The organism is Paenibacillus wynnii, from assembly GCF_030812855.1.
Classification (GTDB): domain Bacteria; phylum Bacillota; class Bacilli; order Paenibacillales; family Paenibacillaceae; genus Paenibacillus_AQ; species Paenibacillus_AQ wynnii_A.
The window spans coordinates 40,920-62,428 of the sequence record NZ_JAUSTK010000026.1 but is presented as its reverse complement, the minus strand read 5'-3'; the positions used below and the strand labels follow the sequence as shown (position 1 = coordinate 62,428).

Below are 21,509 nucleotides of genomic sequence, written 5' to 3'. Positions count from 1 at the left end.
AGTCATGAAATTTGCTGTACTTGTCTTTCCGGGCTCCAATTGTGATATTGACTGCTACAAGGCGGTAGAGGATACTCTCGGCGAGCCTGTCGATTATGTGTGGCATACAGCCACGGACTTATCGGCTTACGATTGCATTTTGGTACCAGGCGGCTTTTCCTATGGGGACTATCTCCGTTGTGGAGCCATTTCCCAATTTGCTCCAGTGATGGCTGAGGTTGCAAAAGCAGCTGAGCAAGGTAAGTTCGTGCTCGGTATTTGCAACGGATTCCAGATTTTAACTGAAGCAGGTTTACTGCCAGGTGCGCTTCGCCGCAATATGTCTATGAAGTTCCGTTGTCATGACTCTGTGCTTAAGGTAGTTAATAACACAACCCCATTTACAGTTGACTATGCTAAGGATGAAGAGATTATTATTCCGATCGCCCACGGCGAAGGCAACTACTATTGTGATGAAGAGACTCTGGAACAACTAAAAGTCAACAATCAGATCGTATTCACATACAGCGACAACCCTAACGGATCAGTAGCTGATATTGCAGGTGTCAGTAACATTCAAGGTAATGTAGTCGGCATGATGCCTCACCCGGAACGTGCGGCTAACGCGCTTCTCGGTTCGGAAGACGGCAAACGGATGTTCACATCTATACTGAAGACTTGGAGGGATCGTCATGGCGCAGCAAGTATCCGTTAAGGAACCGACCGCAGAACAAATTGCGGAGCAAAAAATCTACAGTCAATTCGGTGTGTCGGACAGCGAATATGAGCTTATCAAGTCTTTCATGGGACGCCTTCCGAACTATACGGAAATCGGTGTGTTTAGTGTAATGTGGTCCGAACATTGTGCCTACAAGAACTCGAAACCGCTGCTGCGGCGTTTTCCGGTAACTGGACCTCGTGTCCTAATGGGACCAGGCGAAGGTGCCGGGATTGTAGATATCGGAGACAACCAAGCGGTTGTATTCAAAATCGAAAGCCATAACCATCCATCGGCGGTAGAACCTTTTCAAGGAGCGGCGACAGGCGTGGGCGGCATCATTCGTGATATTTTTTCCATGGGAGCCCGACCTGTAGCCCTGCTGAATTCTCTTCGTTTCGGAAAGCTTGAGAGTGAACGGGTAAAATATTTGTTCGAGCATGTCGTGTCCGGTATCGCAGGCTACGGTAACTGTATCGGAATTCCTACCGTTGGCGGCGAAATTATGTTCGATGACAGCTATGATGGAAACCCGCTTGTTAACGCAATGTGTATTGGCCTGATTGATCACGATAAAATTCAGCGCGGTGTCGCTAAGGGTGTAGGCAATCCGGTCTTTTATGTAGGCCCTCCTACTGGACGTGATGGTATTCACGGTGCCACTTTTGCCTCGGTAGAACTGAGTGAAGAAACCGAAGCAAAACGGTCCGCCGTTCAGGTGGGCGATCCCTTTATGGAGAAGCTCGTTATGGAATCCTGTCTGGAACTGATCAATAGCGGTATTGTTATTGGTATTCAGGACATGGGTGCAGCTGGTCTGACTTGCTCAAGCGCCGAGATGGCTAGTAAAGCGGGTAATGGTCTTGAATTGTATCTAGATCAAGTACCGCAGCGTGAAGAAGGTATGACGCCTTACGAAATGATGCTCTCGGAATCTCAGGAGCGGATGCTGTTTGTAGTAGAACCTAAGGATGAGGCGCAGGCCCAGGAGATTTTTGATCGTTGGGGCGTTATCTGCTGTAAAGTCGGCAAAGTAACGGATGACGGCCGCTTGAAGCTGATCCATCACGGTGAGGTTGTCGGCGATATGTCGGTTACAGCGCTGGTAGATGAGTGCCCAGTCTATGATAAGCCATCATCAGTTCCCGCTTACTATGTGGAGAACGAGGCTGTGGATACGCTGAACTATGAAGAAGTAACCGATTTGGGCGGGGCACTTCGTACCGTTCTCGGATCACCAACTGTTGCGAGTAAAGCATGGGTATATAACCAATATGACTACATGGTTCGGACCAGCACAGCGGTTCGTCCCGGCTCTGATGCGGCGGTAATTACGATTCAGGGTACACGTAAAGGTCTGGCTATGACAACGGACTGTAACGGTCGTTATGTCTATCTTGATCCTGAAGTAGGCGGTCGTATTGCGGTTAGTGAAGCGGCTCGCAACATCGTCTGCTCCGGTGCCAAGCCGTTGGCGATTACAGACAACCTTAACTTTGGCAACCCTGAGAAACCGGAGATTTTCTGGCAAATGGAAAAAGCAGTAGATGGTATGGCGGAAGCCTGCCGCGTGCTGGATACCCCGGTAATCGGCGGAAATGTCAGTCTTTATAATGAAAATGCATCTGGTTCGATCTATCCGACCCCAGTTGTCGGTATGGTAGGACTAGTAGAAGATACGGATCACATTACGACCCAAGCTTTCAAGCAAGAGGGCGACGCTATCCTTCTGCTCGGAGTAACCCAAGCAGAGCTTGGCGGCAGTGAATTCCAATATGCTGTACATGGTGTAACGGAAGGACGTCCTCCTGCTTTGGATTTGGAGACTGAGAAGAAGCTTCTAAATGCGGTGCTTGGAGCGATTCGTGCAGGATTGGTTCGTTCCGCGCATGACCTGTCCGAAGGTGGACTGTCTGTAGCGCTTGCTGAAAGCTGTATTAGCGGGGGTATTGGTGCAAACGTTGAGTTATCTGCTAACGGGCTTCGGTCTGATGTGGCGTTGTTCAGCGAAACTCAATCCCGTATTGTGCTGACATCGGCACCTGATCGTGCGGAAGAGTTGAAGGCAGCCATTGTGGCCGCTGGCGTACCGGTGGAAATCATCGGAACGGTAGGTGGAGACAGACTGCGGGTTAACCTGGATGGAACATCCGTATTAGACGAACCTGTAGCAGAATTGAAATTCATTTGGGAGGATGCTATTCCATGTCTTATGAAATAAAGACCGGGAAAGAGCAGGCGGATCCTATCCTGTGGACCGGTGACTATTACAATCAAGGAACGGGCTCAGGAGATATTTTTGATACATTAAAAGAGGAATGCGGCGTTTTCGGGGTCTTCGGACACCCGGAAGCTGCTTCTATGTCCTATTACGGTTTGCATGCCTTGCAGCACCGTGGAGAAGAAAGCGCGGGCATCTGTGTAGCAGATGGACGTGATTTTAATTACCACCGCGGTATGGGTCTCGTAAAGGAAGTATTCGATAAAGATAAAATTGCTTCGCTGATCGGGGATATGTCCATCGGGCATGTACGTTACTCCACCAGCGGCGACAGCCGGTTAACCAACGCGCAACCGTTGATATTCAAGTACCGTGACGGCGATTTGGCAATCGCCACCAACGGCAACATTGTTAACGAACCGTTGATTCGTAAGCAATTAGAGCAAAACGGCTCTATTTTTCAAACCACTAGTGATACAGAAGTGCTCGCCCATCTCATTGCCCGTTCACAAAAGGATTTTGTCGAAGCCACGAAGGATGCGTTGCAGCAGCTGGTAGGCGGATTCGCTTTTCTGCTAATGACGAATGACAAGCTGGTTGTGGCCACGGATTCACACGGACTGCGTCCGCTTGTAATGGGGCGTGTGGGTGAAGCTTATGTATTCGCCTCGGAATCCTGTGCGCTGGAGGTTATCGGAGCGAAATTAGTCCGCGATATTGAGCCTGGAGAAGTATTGGTGCTTGATAAAGATGGCTTGCTGGAGGACCGTTTTACAGAGCCGAAGCGCAAGGCGCTTTGTGCGATGGAGTATATCTACTTCTCTCGTCCCGACAGTGATATGAACGGATCGAACCTGCACTCTGCGCGCAAGCGTATGGGTAGCCGAATGGCGCTTGAGGCCTTCGTTGACGCTGATCTCGTAACAGGCGTCCCCGATTCCAGTATTTCAGCAGCCATTGGTTATGCAGAGCAGACCGGTATCCCTTATGAGCTGGGACTGATCAAAAATAAATACACAGGACGGACGTTCATCCAGCCAAGCCAGGAGCTGCGTGAGCAGGGCGTGAAGATGAAGCTGAGTGCGGTACGCAGCGTCGTTGAAGGCCAACGTGTTGTCATGATCGATGATTCTATCGTACGCGGCACCACTTCCCGCCGTATCGTGAACCTGTTGCGCGAAGCCGGAGCTGCAGAAGTCCATGTTCGCATTACTTCACCACCCTTCAAAAACCCGTGTTTCTACGGTATTGATACACCCGATCGTCGTGAGCTTATTGCCTCTTACCAAACCATTGAGGAAATGTGCCTTGAAATTAACGCCGATTCACTGGCGTTTCTGTCGCCAGAAGGGCTGATCAGCTCGATCGGCGGGCATAATAGCGGAGATTATAAAGGTGGATTATGTCTTTCTTGCTTCGATAACGATTACCCGACCCAGGTTGATTTTGGCGGGGAAGAGAAAGACGGCTGCGGTTGTTAAAGCGTAGGGTGATCCCGGAGGGCGCAGCCTTCCGGCCACCCGTAGCATTGGGGTTAAAGTTTTTAGTTTTTAGTTTTTAGTTTTTAGTTTTTAGTTTTTAGTTTTTAGTTTTTAGTTTTTGGTGTGTGGAGGTGCTTGCTAGTTCCAAGCACCGAGATCTACTGCCCTAGGGTAGGCGTGAATTGCTGGCTTGCAGCAGGTTTGAATTCGGTGGTTAGGGGAGTCATGGAGAGGAATATTGGAACTGTAGAAGCGTAGCGTTCGCCTTTATGGGGGGATTTCTACCGCCAAGAGCGGTTTAAATCAGGAAATCCAACCATAACAGCCGATCGGAAGTCCAATATTCATCGTAATGATGCCCTAATATCCACCTATTCAGGGGTTTCTGCTGCCCCCACAAACGCGCTCTAAATAATAATAAATGAGGTGTCCAATAGTGTCGGAAGCTTATAAAAATGCCGGAGTGGATATTGCGGCTGGCAACGAAGCCGTAGAACGCATGAAGAAGCACGTGAAACGCACTTACCGTCCTGAAGTGATGACGGAGCTGGGTGGATTCGGTGCACTGTTCGGACTCAATAAGGACAAGTATGATGAGCCGGTATTGGTGTCTGGAACCGACGGCGTAGGCACGAAGCTGAAGATCGCGTTCGCGGCAGACCGCCACGACACGATTGGCATTGATGCAGTAGCAATGTGTGTGAACGACATTGTCGTACAGGGCGCTGAACCGCTGTTCTTCCTCGATTATCTAGCATGCGATAAAGTAGTACCTGAGAAAATCGAAGCCATCGTTGCTGGGATCGCAGAGGGCTGTCATCAGGCCGGCTGTGCACTAATCGGCGGCGAAACAGCAGAAATGCCGGGTATGTATTCAGCGGGTGAATATGACATCGCCGGATTTACAGTTGGCGTAGCGGATAAAGCCAAGCTCGTAACAGGTGCGAACATAGCGCCTGGAGATACCGTAATTGGCTTGGCTTCGAGCGGTGTGCACAGCAACGGATTTTCGTTGGTGCGCAAGCTTTTGCTGGAGGCAGACGGTTATGAATTAAACGAAGTGGTAGCTGAGCTTGGGGCACCGCTAGTAGATGTTCTCTTAGCACCTACCAAGATTTACGTAAAGCCTTTGCTCTCGTTATTGGAACAGCTTACTGTGAAGGGAATGGCTCACATTACCGGAGGCGGGTTCATCGAGAACATACCGCGCGTACTGCCTGAAAGTGTTGATGTAGAGATTAATTACGGCTCATGGCCGATTCTGCCCATCTTCGATTTGCTGCAAAGCAAAGGCAATGTAAGCAACCGGGACATGTTCACTACTTTTAACATGGGTATCGGCCTTGTATTGGTCGTTGATGCTGCTGACGGTGAACGTGCACTGGAGCTACTTAAAGCTAGTGGTGAGGAAGCGTACCATATAGGCACGGTAACGGAAGGGGAACGCAAAGTTACCTTTACGGGAGCTGAAGTCTAATGCTGCAGAGTCGAATCGCTGTTTTTGCCTCCGGGCAGGGCAGTAATTTTACTGCACTGATTGATGCTCAGAATAAAGGTAACCTTGGCGGTGGCCGCATTGAATTGCTGGTGTCTGATAAGCCGGAGGCACCGGTGGCACAACGAGCGAAGGAGGCGGGGATTCCTACCCTCCTGTTGCGGCCGAAGGACTTCGCCAGCCGTGAGCTTTATGAAGCTGAGATTGTGGCGGAACTTCAGCGCCTGGAGATCGGGTTGATTGTGCTTGCCGGTTATATGCGCCTCATTACACCTGTGCTGCTAACGCCTTACAGCGGACGGATCATTAACATTCACCCCTCGCTTCTGCCGGCTTTTGCGGGCAAAGATGCGATAGGCCAGGCCCTGGAATATGGTGTGAAGCTGACGGGAGTTACTGTGCATTTTGTCGACGGGGGAATGGATACCGGGCCTGTCATTGCACAACGCAGCATAGCGGTGGAGGATAACGATACCGTTGATTCGCTCTCAGAACGTATTCATAAGGTTGAATATGAGTTGTATCCTGAGGTTGTCGGCGCTTTTGCCGCGGGAAGAATTTCTTTGGATGGAAGAAAGACGATGGTTCGCGAAATGTAAGCTGTAATGAGGCCGATTGGCTACGAATATCGACGATTTGAGCGAGTACTATAACCAATGCCATCATTTTCTGATATTTCTCGGGAAATATTGCACAAGCGTCATTTGGTGTCGTACCGTCAGTTGGTAATACTGTTAATAATGTCCTCTGTGTCATATACTAGCCTCACCGTTGGGGCTTGTGAGCTCTTATATAGGCAAATTAGACGGAAAACATCCTACTAAATCGAGCCTAATTAAGTGGTAGAGGAATTTAGCTGGAAAATATCCCTCTAATTCGGTCATTTTCGGTCATTTTGGTGAGATCTGATCCAATATGAGTGATTTAGTAGGAATTTTTCCTACTAAATGCCTCTGTAAAGCTGAAAGTGAACAATTAGCCGGATAAATTCCCTCTAAATTGTCGGACAACCAAATCAATCGATGAATGATCTTTGATTCTTCTGCCTTGCACTCAACGGAATTTTATTAATGGGTACCCACCCGTTTTGAAAATAGGTCATACGCTACACCCCACTAAATCGCACGTTAATCGGAGGAGGACTATTCAAAGTGAGTATCAAAAGAGCGCTGGTCAGCGTATCGGATAAACAGGGCATCGTGGATTTTTGTCGCGAGTTGTCTGCATTGGGCGTAGAAATCATCTCCACAGGCGGAACAAGCACACTTCTGGCTAAAGAAGGCGTACCGGTCATCGGTATTTCCGATGTAACAGGTTTTCCTGAAATTATGGACGGACGCGTTAAAACGCTGCATCCTGCTGTACACAGCGGATTGCTTGCGGTTCGTGATAATGAGGAGCACACGCGGCAAATGACTGAACTGGGTCTGGATTATATCGACTTGGTTGTGGTTAATTTGTATCCTTTTGCGGAGACCATTGCTAAACCGGATGTGTCTTACGAGGAAGCCATCGAGAATATCGATATTGGCGGTCCGACAATGCTGCGTTCTGCGGCGAAAAATCATGCCTTCGTGAGTGTGGTAGTAGATGCGGCGGATTACAGTACTGTTCTTGAGGAAATTCGCGCAGGTGGGGATACATCCCTTACAACACGCAAACGGCTTGCGGCAAAAGTATTCCGTCACACGGCGGCTTACGATGCCTTGATTTCCGATTATATGGCTAACGTTACCGGTGAACCTCTGCCGGAGCGCTATACGGTTACTTACGAGAAGATTCAGGACCTTCGTTATGGCGAAAATCCGCATCAGAAGGCGGCTTTTTACCGCAAGCCTCTGGCGGCAGCGGATACGCTTACGGCTGCTGAACAGCTGCATGGCAAAGAACTATCCTACAACAATATCAATGATGCCAATGCTGCGCTGCAAATCGTTAAGGAATTTGAAGAACCCGCTGTGGTGGCAGTTAAGCATATGAATCCTTGTGGAGTAGGCGTAGGAGCTAGTGTATATGAAGCTTACCAAAAAGCCTACAATGCTGATCCTACCTCCATCTTCGGCGGAATTGTAGCCGCGAATCGCATCGTGGATGCCGATACGGCGAATCTGCTTAAGGATATTTTCCTGGAAATCGTGCTCGCACCAGGCTTCACGGAAGAAGCAATCGAAATTTTGACGAAAAAGAAAAATATCCGTTTGCTCAAAATTGGTAATCTCAGCTCTGCATCTGCGCGCCAAACCAGTTTTGTCGTAACTTCCATTGAGGGCGGTATGGTCGTACAGGAAAGCGACGTGCACTCCGTTAATCCAGATGAACTTCAAGTGGTTACAGACCGTAAGCCATCTGAAGATGAAATGAAACAGCTGCTCTTCGGCTGGAAGGTAGTTAAGCATGTGAAGTCTAATGCCATTGTATTGGCAGCAGACGACATGACAGTAGGTGTAGGTGCAGGCCAAATGAATCGGGTGGGTGCAGCCAAAATCGCAATTGAACAAGCAGGAGATAAAGCTAAGGGAGCAATCCTTGCATCTGATGCATTTTTCCCAATGGGAGATACGCTTGAAATGGCTGCGAAGGCAGGCATCACGGCGGTTATTCAGCCGGGCGGTTCCATTAAAGACGAGGAATCCATTAAAGTTGCAAATGAATATGGCATTGCTATGGTCTTCACCGGCGTCCGCCATTTTAAACACTAGAACGCTGGGGAGGTACCTATGGATATTTTAGTAGTAGGCGGTGGCGGTCGGGAGCATGCGATTATCTGGAGTCTATCGAAGAGCACGAAGGCGGGTAAAATTTATTGTGCACCCGGCAACGCCGGAATTGCGCAGCTTGCAGAGTGCGTACCCATCGGGGTCTTCGAATTTGATCGCTTGACCGCTTTTGCGAAGGAAAAGGAAGTCGGTCTAGTCGTGATTGGACCGGATGATCCGCTTGCAGCAGGGATTGTCGATGCTTTTGAAGCTCAGGGCATCCCGGTGTTCGGGCCGCGCCGTAATGCGGCTGAGATTGAAGGCAGCAAAACCTTCATGAAGGATCTGCTCCATAAATACAATATTCCGACAGCAGCCTATCAGAAGTTCAGTGATTATGATTCGGCACTTTCCTACTTGCGTGAGCAAGAGCTGCCAATCGTTATCAAGGCAGACGGCCTAGCGGCAGGGAAAGGTGTAACGGTAGCCTATTCGCGGGATGAGGCCGAGCAGGCGTTGCTTGATATCATGGTGACTAAGGTTTTTGGTGATGCGGGTAGTCAGGTTGTCATAGAGGAATTTTTGGCGGGGCAGGAAATGTCAATTCTAGCCTTCGTGGATGGGGAGACAGTGCGTCCTATGGCCGCTGCTCAAGATCATAAACCGATATTTGATGGCGACAAAGGACCTAATACAGGCGGAATGGGCACGTATTCTCCTCTGCCGCATATCAACGATTCCATCATCCAGGAAGCCGTAGAAACGATTATCATTCCAACTGCTAAGGCCATGGTGGCCGAAGGCCGTCCCTTCAGCGGTGTATTATTTGCTGGGCTGATGATCTCTCCGGATGGAAAACCCAAGACGATAGAGTTCAATGCTCGTTTTGGAGACCCGGAAACACAAGTTGTATTGCCGCGCTTGCGCACGGATCTACTGGATATTTTCCTGGCTGTAGTAGAAGGAAGATTAGCAGATATCGATATTCAGTGGAGCGACGAGGCCGCGGTATGTGTAGTCCTTGCATCGGGTGGTTATCCCGGTTCGTATCCTAAGGGAGTTCCTATAAATGGCCTTGCAGATAGCCCGGAAGAGCTTATCTTCCATGCAGGAACAGCTCGAGATGAGCATGGGAATTGGATTACGAACGGCGGACGGGTACTGGGTGTAGTAGGAATGGGCGCCAATATCGCAGAAGCCCGGTCTGCTGCCTACAAGAGCGCTGAGGGTATTACTTTTGCAGGAAAACAGAATCGAAGTGACATTGCTGCGAAAGCTCTCGTATGAGGACAAAGAACCGGATCTTGAAAATTTTTACGTATTAAGTCCTAAAAAGGGACTGACAAGTAGTATAAGAAGTGGTATACTACAAAAAGTACGGGGGAAAATGACCGGATATATACAGATAAAAGGCCTTTCCGATCATGGAAAGGCCTTTTTTAACAATCAGTTGCCAGAATTCCCCCACTTCAAAAGTGGTGGGATGAATGGCAACGGTCTTCCTTCTTTGACTAATCCAACCTAAAACGATACGTTAGAAGTATTCAGTCCTATTACATAAAAGGTTGTGTTGTAAATGGAGTTAGACTCTAATAACCATTCAGTGTTCTCACGGATACTCGAGTATATTCAGCCCAATTACAATATCACGCTCCAAGAATGGAATCATCAACGCTATAAAAGTGCTTCCTCTCGACTGATAAAGAAAGGGTGGAGCACCTATTGATGTAATCAAAAAGTATATTGAAACTCAAGGTCAGAAATGAGGTGAAACCTTGCTGAAAGCCTACAAATATCGCATCTATCCAAACCACGAGCAACAACAATATTTAGCAAAAGTATTCGGCTGCGTTCGGTTCATCTTCAATAAGATGCTTGCGGATAAGATCGAACACTATAAGCAAACCGAAAAGATGCTGGGCAATACTCCCGCCCCGTACAAAAAAGAGTTTGAATGGCTTAAAGAAGTGGATAGTTTGGCTTTGGCAAACGCGCAACTCCACCTAGACAAAGCCTATAAGAACTTTTTCCGTGATAAGAACGTTGGCTTCCCTAAATTCAAAAGCAAGAAGACGAACAACCATAGCTTCACAACGAACAATCAAAACGGAACCATAGCCATTGAAGATGGCTATATCAAAATTCCCAAGCTGAAGACAAGAATCAGAATCAAGCTACATCGTCAAATCACGGGGTTAATCAAATCTTGCACTGTATCCAAAACGCCATCAGGAAAATACTTTGCTTCCGTATTGGTTGAAACAGAAATAGCCCAACTCCCAAAATCAGATCGAAAAATCGGGGTTGATCTTGGACTTAAATCATTCGCAATCACTTCTGACGGAGATGTTATTGACAATCCAAAGCATCTAAGAAAATCTGAAATGAGATTAGCGAAGTTACAACGCTCGTTATCACGCAAGAAAAAAGGTTCAAATAATCGCAACAAAGCAAAAGTTAAAGTTGCCAATATGCATGAAAAAATAGCTAATCAGCGTAAAGACTTTTTACACAAAGCTTCTTCCGACATGATTAACGATAACCAAGTGATCGTCATGGAAGACTTGCGCGTAAAGAACATGATGCAGAATCACAAATTAGCTAAAGCTATATCCGAAGTTTCTTGGGCGATGTTTAGATCCATGATCGAATACAAAGCGTCATGGTATGGCAGGAAAGTAATTATTGCTCCCAAGCATTACGCAAGCAGCCAACTATGTTCATGTTGTGGGTACAAAAACGCTGAGACTAAAAAGCTAGGTGTCCGTGAATGGACTTGTCCAGAATGTAACTCTCAGCATGACAGAGACATTAACGCTGCGCAGAACTTGTTGAAACTAGCAATGTAAATTGCACTCACCGGGTTAGGAACTAGCCTATAAGCTTGGGTAAACTTGGAGCAGTAGCTCTATTGACCAAGAAGCACCCACCTCTTAGGTGGTGTGCAGTTCACAGATCTAGGAGTACAAATTTTCGGGGTACCCTACAAAGGTACTAGAATAAGCTTCGAATCCTATAGCTCCACTTTGTGGGGCTTTTTACATACGGCTTGCTTAGGAATCCTGGATGCCTTGATATGTAATATTCCGATTGTAGCAAGACTGCACAAACTATCCGTTGTGGGATATAATCATAGTGCGGATAGCGATGCGACTTGAACCGTATAGCTAGTCACAGATTTAAGGGGGAATAAGTTTTGATAAAGGTTGGAAGAAATGAATTATGCCCGTGCGGAAGCGGGAAAAAATATAAAAAGTGCTGCATTGACAAGGAATCCTCAGTAATGGAATCATTGCTTCGTCTTGTAACCACGGATGAAGTTGCGGCGGCTCAAGAGGCAGAGGTTTATGAACCCACACTCTCTGAAGCTGAAAGGGTACACACTGCCGGAACATCCAAAGGTAATCTCACGATGGCCAAGATTAAGAAAATGGTATCCAAGGATTTGAAGTGGGACAACTCGTCTCACGAGCAGCTGGCATTGCATCTTATTGAGAGCATGAAAAACGACTATGAAAATGAACTTATCTCTGAGGCGCTGTTGCTCTGGAACGGATATTCCCTCCACACCAAACCTGCGGTGAAGAAAGTGGGTTCTTATTGTGCAGCCATTGAGTATTTGCTGTCACAGGAATATGGATTTCTTGTAACACAGACTGAAGTGGCTAAAAAGTATGAAGTCACTACAGCAACAGTGTCTCGCAATTTCAAGGAGCTTCTCAGTTATGTAGAAGAATATGGAATGGCCGGTGAGCAAGATGAGCTTCTATCCATAACAACCGGTTCCGGCACTCCCAAGGAGAAGGAGCAATATCTCTTGCACAAAGCGGGAGAAGCCACGTCCCCTAAGAAACGTATTCAGTTGGCTGAAGCGGCGCTTGAGGTTTATCCGAACAGCTCGGATGCCTACTTGATTCTAGCAGAGGAAGCAGAGAATGAGCATGAAGCCCGGGCTTTCTTAAAGTCAGGAATGGATGCCGGCAAGCGCGAGCTGGGTGACCTGTTTTTTGAGAAGAACAAAGGGTATTTCTGGGGGCTTTCCGAGACTAGACCCTACATTAGAATTTGCAAAAGCTATGCAGAATCCTGCTGGTTTGGTGGAAACGGTGAGGAAGCAGCCAAGACCTTAGAGCATATTCTAGAGCTTAATACAGAGGATAACACAGGTGCCCGGTACTTGCTGTTAGCTGTATATTTGTACAATAACCGTCTAAATGATGCGGATCGCATGCTGAAAAACCACGGCAAGGATGACGCCGCTGCCGCTTTTGCCTACGATCGAATTGTGTTGGAGTATAAGCGGAACGGAATTACCTCACAGCTAAAAATGCTGTATCGTATTGCTCGTAATGTGAACAAACATGTGCCTGACTATCTTCTTGGTGTAAAAAGATTGCCGCATAACCTACCTGATTTCATAGGCATGGGAGATGCCAACGAAGCTGTTGAGTATGTAATTATGCATTCCCGCCTCTGGGCAAGCTTGCCGGATCTTTTGAAATGGATGCTTAAACAATAGAATGTAATCAGTAAGAATGAAAACACAGTCCTTAATCCGGCTGTGTTTTTATGCATTCAAATTTGAAATAATAACTAACCTCTTATGTAATGTATTTCCATAGAAATCTAGAGTGGGAAAAGTCGAACCCATACACTTTTCAAATCATTTGGCATAAAACCTAACATGTATAACAAATCCCTGTCGAAAGTCCGATATTAATAGTAAATGAATGTTTTTTTGTAGGAATTAGTCGAATGATTCCGGTGAAAAATCAATCCAAGGTACTATTTTATTTGAAAAAGGCGGGATCTCCCTATGAAACAACAAGATTTTCACAAAGAGAAAATGAAGTCCATTTTAGTATTGAGGTTTCAAAAAATTGTAAATTCGATTTCCAACATGGGTATTAGGGGGAAATTGTTTCTATCTGTAATTTTGTCTATTACTATTATATTTTCGATAGTATCCCTCGTCATTTATAGCAATGCTAAGAAAATTATTATTGAAGATCTAAACAGCTCTTTGTCCTACGAGAAGGGGCAGATTGCAGAGAAAGTTAACCAAATGCTGCAGCCTGCTTCCGATAGCGTGCAGATGCTGAATGCTAATGCTTATGTCCGTGATTACATATCACAGGTAAGTTCAAAAGAGACGGTCAAGTCTACTTCAGGTTATAGTGAACTAATTCGCACATTAAATCTGATCAAAAATAATAATAAGAATCTGCTTAATGTATACATAGGCATAGCTTCCGCTAACAAGCTCATCACGCATGATGAATTTGAGCCTCCGGCAGATTACAATTTGAAAGAACGCGGCTGGTACATGACCACAGTCCAAAATAAAAGGCTTACGGTAACGGATCCTTATATAGATGCTTTAACAGGCAAAATGGTGGTCAGTCTCAGTTCACCCATAATGGATGACAGCGGGAAAGTCATCGGCGCAGCCGGAGTGGACATTTCCACAGAACAGATTACTGAGGCTCTGAGTGCTTTTAATTACAAGGGAAGTGGCTTTGCCATACTGACTGATAAGACGGGGGCATTCATTTATCACCCAAACAGTGATTATATTCTACTCAAAAAAATGGGTGACCTTGGCGAAGATTGGAAGGCCGTCGGCGACAAAATAGTGCAGTGGGGCACTGATGTTATCAAAACGGATATAGATGGACGTTCCAATTATGTATCCTACGCACCTGCTGTGGAAAAGCAATGGGCAGTAGCGCTGGTGGTACCGGCTGGAGATGCTGAGAGTGAGCTTAAGCTGTTCCAGACCATATTCTTAATCTCTACATTGGCGGCAATTCTTATTATGGGTGTTCTGTTGTACTTTGTATCCAACAGTATACTGAAGCAGATTCCGATCCTTACATCTTCCTTCCGAACAGCCATGTCAGGGGATCTATCCGTGCGGGCAAAGGTAACGTCTAAGGGAGAAATCGCTGTATTGGCAGAAGGTTTCAATGATATGATCTCCTCTCAGCAGGAACTCATCAAAGAGATTATGAAAAATTCCAGCAACATCTCAGGGTCAGTAGATGCAACTGAGAAAAATGTATTCGAGCTGGATGAAAATATAGCAGATGTATCGGCAACAACTGAAGAATTATCGGCAGGTATGGAGCAGACTGCAGCTTCCATGCAGGAGATGAACGCCAGTACAATAGAAATTGAGAATGCTATTGAGAATATTGCCAGAAAAGCACAGGACGGTGCACAATCGGCTAAAGAAATTAATGAGCGTGCTGAGCGTCTTAGAGAAGGTGCTGTTCTATCACGCCAGCAAGCAGATCAAATATATGGTCAAGGTGAAATCAAGCTGCGTAATGCGATTGAACAATCCAGATCTATTTCACAGATTAGTGCATTGTCAGGCGCTATTCTGGAGATTGCTTCCCAGACCAATCTTTTATCGTTGAACGCTTCGATTGAAGCCGCGCGTGCGGGAGAAGCGGGACGAGGTTTTGCGGTGGTAGCTGAAGAAATTCGTAAATTAGCCGAGAACTCACGCGAGACCGTATCCGAAATTCAGGAAGTTACACACTCGGTTGTCGGGGCTGTATCCAATCTGGTAGAGGGTGCTGAGAGCATGCTCCAATTCGTAGATCAGCAAGTTCTTAAGGATTACGATGCTATGCAGGAGACGGGCCGTCAGTATAGTGAGGATGCTAAATATGTAGAAGATCTGGTAACAGACTTCAGTGCGACCTCTGAGGAACTTCTGGCTTCCATTCAAAATATGCTGACCGCGATTGGAGAAACAACGATTGCGACGAGTGAAGGTGCAGAAGGGGCAAGCAGCATAGCCGTTAAGGCAGAGCACATTATTGATAAGTCCGGAAGTATTGTAGCAGAGATGGAAGAAATTAAGAGCAGTACAACTAAGCTGCTGGAGACCGTATCCCGATTTAAAGCTTAACGGTACAAATATATCCAAGAATCGATGTCGATTTGGTAAAGCCGGTCCTGGCGGTAAGCTGCCTAGACCGGTTTTTCATGATCAGAAGCATGACAATGCTTGAAAAAACAGCCGCGGAAGAGTATGTTACAATAAGCAAAATAAACACAAGTAGAGGCGAGGATTTCATGAGAGAAGGCGAAGACCGGATCGTAGGAATGGAAGATATTGTACGAGCTCATCATATGCTGCGGGAAGTTATTGTGCGGACTCCACTTCAGCGTGACGCGGTGCTGTCGGCCAAGTACAATTGCAATGTATATTTGAAGCGGGAAGATCTGCAGATCGTGCGTTCGTTCAAAATACGCGGTGCTTATCATATGATTCGCAGCTTGTCCGCAGAGGACAGAGAAAAAGGGATTGTCTGCGCCAGTGCGGGTAATCATGCACAGGGTGTGGCTTATTCATGCAAGGCACTCGGCATCAACGGGAAAGTCTATATGCCAAGCACAACCCCTAATCAAAAGGTGAAGCAGGTACGGCGATTCGGCGGGAAGAATGTTGAAGTTATTCTCAAAGGGGATACCTTCGATGATGCCTACGAGGAAGCGCTACAAGCTTGTATAGATCATGGAATGACGTTGATTCATCCATTTGATGAACCTAAGATCATCGCCGGTAATGGTACAATTGCTATGGAGGTCATGGAAAGTCTTGATCAACCAGCTGACTTTGTATTCGTAACCATAGGTGGAGGCGGCTTGGCTGCAGGCATAGCTACTTATATGAAGACGGTTAGTCCTTCTACCAAGGTCATTGGTGTAGAGCCCTTAGGGGCAGCTTCTATGAGTGAAGCACTGCTCCGTGGAGAAGTAGTTACGCTTGAGGAAATTAATAAGTTCGTGGATGGTGCTGCTGTAAAGCGTGTCGGCGGACTAACCTTCGATATTTGCTCGCGGTATCTAGATGATGTTGTGAAAGTACCGGAAGGTAAAGCCTGCACAACCATTCTAGAGCTGTATAACGAGAATGCCATTGTAGTTGAGCCAGCGGGTGCTTTGCCAATCGCAGCACTGGATATGTACCGTGAGCAAATTGTCGGTAAGACGGTAGTTTGTATTGTTAGCGGCGGCAACAATGATATCGACCGGATGCAGGAGATTAAGGAGCGCTCACTGATCTATGAAGGTCTGAAGCATTACTTCATGGTTAACTTCCCGCAGCGGGCGGGCGCTTTACGTGAGTTCCTCTCAGATGTTCTTGGTCCTGATGATGATATCACCCGTTTCGAATACACGAAGAAGAACGACAAAGAGAACGGTCCAGCCCTAGTAGGGATTGAACTGCTTTCCAAAGAGGCCTATGCACCGCTCATCGAACGGATGGAGCAAAAAGGTGTAAGCTACCTAGAGATTAACAAGGATTTGAACTTGTTCAATATGCTTATCTAATTCAGAAGCCCGTCCCGGGAATGGGACGGGCTTTTCTTTGATATAGGAGGGGGTGGGTGCACTACTCCGGAAGGTTTAATTGTAGTTTGTGCAACTATAATCAGGTTTTTCCTGCTATAACGGCAAATAGTTGCAGTTTGTACAGCTATATTGACTTGGCAATGCCTGATATCCTGTGCTGACGGGATTTAGTTGCATAATTTACAACTAAACCCAATATGAGGTGGGATTTTGCTTAAATAGCTGCATAGAATGCAGCTATTTAAGCTGAACAAAAGAAAATAACAAAAAGCGAAAAGGAACGAAAGAGAAATTTGGAACTGTAGGAGCGATAGCGACCGCCCGAAAGCTTTCCGCAGGAAAGCTCGCTTCGAAAGCATAAGCTGTATCCGGATTTCAACCGCTAAAAGCGGGTTAAATCAAAGAAAGTCTTACTACAACAGCGGCCGGAAGTCCAAATCTTCACGGTAGTGACGCCTGAGCCTTAAGTTAATATCTTAAGTTCATCTTATATTTTAGTTACATCAAAACTAATCATAAACAAGGTAGCGTAGATAGGATGAGTTAATTATTCTATACCCTGCGGAACTTCCTTGCCCAGATACTGTTCAATGGCATCATCCAGCGTATAACCGTTTTCCTTCAGGAGTATCATGAAACCCTCCAGCTTATCCAGAAAGGGAGTACGGTCTTCACGTTTACTCAGCAGTGCAGAATAAGCTTTCTGCGCCTCCAGGTCCATCTCTAAGTTATCGTAATGAAAGAGTGGCGTATTGTTTAGGCCATAGAAGGTATGTACCAAATACATTTGGTACAACGACTTCACCGCCGTAACCCGGTTGGATCGCGGATAAGCCTTAATGAAGCTCTCTTGGGACAATGCACGGGAGGCTACTTCGGTCCAGGCGATAATCAGACCGTTGTCCTTCGCGGAGGGAAGGTCTGATTCGACTGCCATAATCGAAATATAATCACGGATGTCATCGGTAACGTACAGCTTATATTTGCGGTAGGCTCCGTAATCAATGACTGGAAAAAAAGATCCTTTCGTACTTTCCAGCGTATAGCCGCTTTCTCCGGCTGTTTCTAGTAGGGTACGCAACTTTCCGTCCTGTGTCTCTTCAGCAAGCTGGGTCATACTAAGGCCTGGTTTATAGACTGCAGTCAGCTTCCGCTGGATATCACTGCTGGAAAATTTGCTTTTCCATGAGCTCAGTACAACCTTATGGGCATTCTCCAGCTTCAGGGTCATAATTGTTGCCCGGTAAGAGCTAACGGCATATATATTGTTGTTTAGGTATGAGATGGCCTTAGGCAGTTGATCTACAGAGTTCAGAAGAGGCAGGGAAGCTCTGTATACCGCTTCAGCATGACTACTCCTAGTAGTTATTGTAGATAGCTTCTTACTCTCCGTAGTGGTTGCGGCTGCAAAGACTTGATCTACTCCTGCGTTCAGTCCTATAACTATTGCTACCGCCGCAGTCAGTATCGAAAGCTTCTTGTTCATTATTAATTGATTCCTCCCTATTCCCGGAATGGAATGCGGATATTATTTCTTAAGGAATATGAATTTTAGTCCAATTAAACCGGCGGTGGACACAATCAGGCTGACCCAGGGGGATATGGGAAAAGGCGGAAACAGTTGACTTAGATATAGACCTGCATAAATGACAACAACTGCGATACCTATATAGACACCAAAAGCCTTGATATCGAATTTGCCCACTTGGGGAGCATCGGTATCAGACAAGGATGCCATCCATTTCATAATCATTTCAATAAATACTATAGAACCTAAGCCAACAGAAAGTAGCGTGAACAGACTAATCTGACTGAACATACCCGTTGATCCCGTAGTCCACTCTGATATGAAGCTGACGATGGCCATGATACCGAATAATAAGGTAAAGGCTGTCCAAGGAATCATCAGGTAATAATTCAATTTACTGCGAGCGGGACGGGAGGGAGTGCTTTCTATTACTTCCTTGAAATAGGCTTGCGGATCGTTGCCGAAGACCTGAGTAGCAGTTTTCCCTTTTTTCTGTGCCTGAAGTATTTGCTGAGCAGCCTCTAGCAGCAGTTCCTCTGTTCGCAGGGAGTCCACTCTGCTTGCCCGTAGAACCAAAATCATATCTTCAAGATAAGAACGATTAAACGGTGTCATTTGTTCCCGCAAGCGGTTATTTTCCTTAATCATTTCTTTTACTTTCATAACGTAAAGGTAAACCTCCAGTATCGATAAGAATCACACGGCCTTTACACAAGAGTATACGGTTGCTCGACAGGTCGTGCAAGGACAAGCTCAACTAATGCATAATCCTGATCGAAAAGTGAACACTAATAGAAGTCTGAAAAAATATAGGCACAACCCTGGAGGTAGGCGGAATACTTATGGAACAAAATGAGTTTGAGGTGAACGGAACGGACGTAGGTGTTACTCCTGATATGATTACCGGTGATCAGCTGGATGAGTCTAGTGAGGATGCAGCAAAGAACGAATCCTGTTTATGGGAATGTGCTCCCGGTAGCCCGGAGGAGTGGCTTAAGTCTTGGGATGGAAGACAGAAGACACATGATATGTTCCATAGAAGCTACGAGTAAAGCCCTATAAGAGGGTGAGGGTACTCACCTCTTTTGTTCCCGGTGAACAAAAGGGGTTTTTCTATTTTCTTATTGACAGCATGACTTCAGAAAAGATACTATTAGAATATAATCCATACTAAATTAATCGGAATAATTATAATTTAAAATAAATGAAGGCAAAAGGGAGGAACAAGCGTGGAGCGGTCGATTGTAATCCGGCATAATCACCAAGAGCTGACGGCAAGTATACATTATCCTACTAAAGAAAAGAGTACTTCTGGGCGCTGCAAGGATCGAGTACCGTTGGCAGTGATTTGCCACGGGTTTATCGGCAGCCGGATCGGTGTGGACCGTATCTTTGTTAAAGCCGCCCGTGAACTGGCACAGGAAGGATATTTGGTTATCCGGTTTGATTATATCGGCTGCGGGGAGAGTACCGGTAATTATGGCAGTGAGGATATGGAATCTCTGATTGCCCAGACCAAGGCCGTGCTTGATTACGGACTCAGCGCCGGTGATGTAGATCCTACCCGTGTGACGCTGATTGGCCATAGTCTAGGCGGTGCGGTTGCCTTGCTGACAGCCGTTCGGGATCGTCGGGTTAAGAATCTCGTGCTCTGGTCAGCTGTAGGCTACCCCTTTAATGATATCGTGAAAATTGTGGGACGGGAAGCCTATGACACAGCCGTAAAGAGCGGGTCGGCCGACCATGCAGGTTACACCTTTACGCCCGCTTATTTTAATTCATTGGCGGCCTTTCAGCCGTTTCAGGAAACCGGCAAATTTGGCGGTGATGTACTTGTCATCCATGGTACATCTGATGATGTCATTCCGGTAGATTATGCCTTCCTGTACCAGAAGCTATTCTGGACCCGCCCGGAGGGACGGTGCGATAAGGAAATTATATTTCAGGCTGATCATACCTTCTCCTCAGGCCCTGCACAGGAGCAAGTACTCAAGCGGACGATCGATTGGATGAACCAACAGGAGCATCTCCAACAGGAGTGGCAAAATTGGATGATCTAATGGCTTGTCCTCCACTCGCATTCATCGAACAGAAGCTGTAAAATATAGGTGCAGGCCATAAACTGGGTTATGGAGGTTGGCACCCTATGAAATTACCGGCATTTTTTATCGCGCATGGATCCCCTTTGCTTGCCCTGGAGGATAATGATTATACTCGTTTCCTTACAAGGCTTGGTCAGGATCTTCCATTGCCCCGAGGCATCGTAGTATTCTCAGCACATTGGGACAGCCCCGAGCAGTTGGTTACGGTGGATGGACAACATGAAGCACAACATGATTTCTATGGCTTCCCTGATGAAATGTATGAACTAGCTTATCCGGCCCCTGGTGATCCTCTTCTTAGCCGCAGAATTTGCGAGTTGTTTAAGAAGCATAATTTGGCCCATCAACCCATTCTTGGGCGGGGGTTGGATCATGGTGTATGGGTGATTTTGCAAAAAATGTTTCCTAAAGCCGATATCCCGGTAGTTGCATTATCCGTGGATTCGCTCCGTTCTCCCAGTGAGCAGTATGAGATCGGGCGGATGTTAGCACCGTTGCGGGACGAAGGGATATTGTTCATTGGAAGCGGAGGATTGATTCACAATCTAAGGCTGCTGAATGAGAAGGATCAACCCGAAGACTGGGCGCTAAGCTTTGATGAATGGATTGCCAAGGCCTTGGAGGCCTGGGACTTACCTTCACTGTTTGCGTACGAGAAGAAAGCACCGCATGTCCGTGAAGCGGTTCCCTCCTACGGTAGAGAGCATTTCGTTCCGCTCTTTTACGCCATGGGTACAGCAGATGAAGGAAGGCGGGCCCAGCGAATGATTCAAGCCTATCAATACGGAACGCTGAGTCTGAACTGTTGGATGCTGGATTAAATAAAAGATAATGCAGGGTATGGCCGGATACTTAGGCTATGCCCTGTTTTAATATCCGTTGCTTCATAATCAAGACAAATGGGGCAGGCTAT

General features: G+C 46.6%; 16 protein-coding genes and 1 pseudogene. 15 read left to right on the top strand and 2 right to left on the bottom strand.

What is annotated here, in order from left to right:
- Nucleotides 1–4 precede the first annotated feature (4 nt).
- The 12 genes and pseudogenes from purQ (at nucleotide 5) to ilvA (ending at nucleotide 16,945) form a co-directional block, all read left to right on the top strand.
- Nucleotides 5–694 carry a phosphoribosylformylglycinamidine synthase subunit PurQ gene (gene purQ, locus J2T20_RS20145; RefSeq protein WP_307591127.1) on the top strand — a complete coding sequence of 230 codons (690 nt, stop codon included), beginning with the start codon at nucleotides 5–7 and terminating at the stop codon, nucleotides 692–694.
- Nucleotides 672–2,918: a phosphoribosylformylglycinamidine synthase subunit PurL gene (gene purL, locus J2T20_RS20140; RefSeq protein ID WP_307591126.1), complete on the top strand. Its 2,247-nt coding sequence runs from the start codon at nucleotides 672–674 to the stop codon at nucleotides 2,916–2,918. The genes purQ and purL overlap by 23 nt, the downstream gene beginning before the upstream one ends.
- Entirely contained in the window at nucleotides 2,903–4,399 is a 1,497-nt protein-coding gene (gene purF, locus J2T20_RS20135; RefSeq protein ID WP_307591125.1) for an amidophosphoribosyltransferase, read from the top strand. Before purL ends, purF begins: the two co-directional genes overlap by 16 nt.
- 436 nt (nucleotides 4,400–4,835) lie before the next feature.
- Nucleotides 4,836–5,876, top strand: coding sequence for a phosphoribosylformylglycinamidine cyclo-ligase (purM, locus tag J2T20_RS20130; protein ID WP_307591124.1), 1,041 nt, complete (start codon nucleotides 4,836–4,838; stop codon nucleotides 5,874–5,876).
- Nucleotides 5,876–6,493 carry a phosphoribosylglycinamide formyltransferase gene (purN, locus tag J2T20_RS20125; protein ID WP_307591123.1) on the top strand — a complete coding sequence of 206 codons (618 nt, stop codon included), beginning with the start codon at nucleotides 5,876–5,878 and terminating at the stop codon, nucleotides 6,491–6,493. Before purM ends, purN begins: the two co-directional genes overlap by 1 nt.
- 552 nt (nucleotides 6,494–7,045) lie before the next feature.
- Nucleotides 7,046–8,593: a bifunctional phosphoribosylaminoimidazolecarboxamide formyltransferase/IMP cyclohydrolase gene (gene purH / locus J2T20_RS20120; protein WP_307591122.1), complete on the top strand. Its 1,548-nt coding sequence runs from the start codon at nucleotides 7,046–7,048 to the stop codon at nucleotides 8,591–8,593.
- Nucleotides 8,594–8,611: 18 nt separating this feature from the next.
- Nucleotides 8,612–9,877 (top strand): phosphoribosylamine--glycine ligase, encoded by a 1,266-nt coding sequence (gene purD / locus J2T20_RS20115; protein ID WP_307591121.1) that lies wholly within the window; start codon nucleotides 8,612–8,614, stop codon nucleotides 9,875–9,877.
- Nucleotides 9,878–10,166: 289 nt separating this feature from the next.
- Nucleotides 10,167–10,356, top strand: a pseudogene (locus J2T20_RS20110) (hypothetical protein).
- A gap of 9 nt (nucleotides 10,357–10,365) precedes the next feature.
- Complete coding sequence (gene tnpB, locus J2T20_RS20105; protein ID WP_307591120.1) at nucleotides 10,366–11,439, top strand: IS200/IS605 family element RNA-guided endonuclease TnpB; 1,074 nt, start codon at nucleotides 10,366–10,368, stop codon at nucleotides 11,437–11,439.
- Between the two features lie 347 nt (nucleotides 11,440–11,786).
- Nucleotides 11,787–13,109, top strand: coding sequence for a YecA family protein (locus J2T20_RS20100; RefSeq protein ID WP_307591119.1), 1,323 nt, complete (start codon nucleotides 11,787–11,789; stop codon nucleotides 13,107–13,109).
- A gap of 297 nt (nucleotides 13,110–13,406) precedes the next feature.
- On the top strand, nucleotides 13,407–15,515 hold the full coding sequence (locus tag J2T20_RS20095; RefSeq protein ID WP_307591118.1) for a methyl-accepting chemotaxis protein: 2,109 nt from the start codon (nucleotides 13,407–13,409) through the stop codon (nucleotides 15,513–15,515).
- Nucleotides 15,516–15,682: 167 nt separating this feature from the next.
- The gene (ilvA, locus tag J2T20_RS20090) at nucleotides 15,683–16,945 is read left to right on the top strand and encodes a threonine ammonia-lyase IlvA (protein WP_307591140.1); all 1,263 of its coding nucleotides are present in this window, start codon (nucleotides 15,683–15,685) and stop codon (nucleotides 16,943–16,945) included.
- A gap of 568 nt (nucleotides 16,946–17,513) precedes the next feature.
- On the opposite strand, the gene J2T20_RS20085 is transcribed toward ilvA, so the two are convergent.
- Both J2T20_RS20085 and J2T20_RS20080 read right to left on the bottom strand, forming a co-directional pair.
- Nucleotides 17,514–18,452: a hypothetical protein gene (locus tag J2T20_RS20085; RefSeq protein ID WP_307591117.1), complete on the bottom strand. Its 939-nt coding sequence runs from the start codon at nucleotides 18,450–18,452 to the stop codon at nucleotides 17,514–17,516.
- Between the two features lie 42 nt (nucleotides 18,453–18,494).
- On the bottom strand, nucleotides 18,495–19,157 hold the full coding sequence (locus J2T20_RS20080) for a DUF1129 family protein (protein ID WP_307591116.1): 663 nt from the start codon (nucleotides 19,155–19,157) through the stop codon (nucleotides 18,495–18,497).
- Nucleotides 19,158–19,336: 179 nt separating this feature from the next.
- On the opposite strand from J2T20_RS20080, the gene J2T20_RS20075 reads away from it, so the two are divergent.
- From J2T20_RS20075 to J2T20_RS20065, 3 genes are all read left to right on the top strand, one after another.
- The gene (locus tag J2T20_RS20075) at nucleotides 19,337–19,546 is read left to right on the top strand and encodes a hypothetical protein (protein WP_307591115.1); all 210 of its coding nucleotides are present in this window, start codon (nucleotides 19,337–19,339) and stop codon (nucleotides 19,544–19,546) included.
- A 177-nt stretch (nucleotides 19,547–19,723) separates the two neighbouring features.
- Entirely contained in the window at nucleotides 19,724–20,554 is an 831-nt protein-coding gene (locus J2T20_RS20070; protein WP_307591114.1) for an alpha/beta hydrolase family protein, read from the top strand.
- A gap of 86 nt (nucleotides 20,555–20,640) precedes the next feature.
- Nucleotides 20,641–21,417, top strand: coding sequence for a DODA-type extradiol aromatic ring-opening family dioxygenase (locus J2T20_RS20065; RefSeq protein ID WP_307591113.1), 777 nt, complete (start codon nucleotides 20,641–20,643; stop codon nucleotides 21,415–21,417).
- Nucleotides 21,418–21,509: the final 92 nt, after the last annotated feature.

Excerpts from the sequence above, each read along its gene's own strand:
- J2T20_RS20095 (WP_307591118.1), top strand. The coding sequence starts at position 13,407 with ATGAAACAACAAGATTTTCACAAAGAGAAAATGAAGTCCATTTTAGTA.
- J2T20_RS20080 (WP_307591116.1), bottom strand. The coding sequence starts at position 19,157 with ATGAAAGTAAAAGAAATGATTAAGGAAAATAACCGCTTGCGGGAACAA.
- purL (WP_307591126.1), top strand. The coding sequence starts at position 672 with ATGGCGCAGCAAGTATCCGTTAAGGAACCGACCGCAGAACAAATTGCG.
- J2T20_RS20065 (WP_307591113.1), top strand. The coding sequence starts at position 20,641 with ATGAAATTACCGGCATTTTTTATCGCGCATGGATCCCCTTTGCTTGCC.
- purF (WP_307591125.1), top strand. The coding sequence starts at position 2,903 with ATGTCTTATGAAATAAAGACCGGGAAAGAGCAGGCGGATCCTATCCTG.
- ilvA (WP_307591140.1), top strand. The coding sequence starts at position 15,683 with ATGAGAGAAGGCGAAGACCGGATCGTAGGAATGGAAGATATTGTACGA.
- purD (WP_307591121.1), top strand. The coding sequence starts at position 8,612 with ATGGATATTTTAGTAGTAGGCGGTGGCGGTCGGGAGCATGCGATTATC.
- J2T20_RS20075 (WP_307591115.1), top strand. The coding sequence starts at position 19,337 with ATGGAACAAAATGAGTTTGAGGTGAACGGAACGGACGTAGGTGTTACT.
- J2T20_RS20085 (WP_307591117.1), bottom strand. The coding sequence starts at position 18,452 with ATGAACAAGAAGCTTTCGATACTGACTGCGGCGGTAGCAATAGTTATA.
- purQ (WP_307591127.1), top strand. The coding sequence starts at position 5 with ATGAAATTTGCTGTACTTGTCTTTCCGGGCTCCAATTGTGATATTGAC.
- purN (WP_307591123.1), top strand. The coding sequence starts at position 5,876 with ATGCTGCAGAGTCGAATCGCTGTTTTTGCCTCCGGGCAGGGCAGTAAT.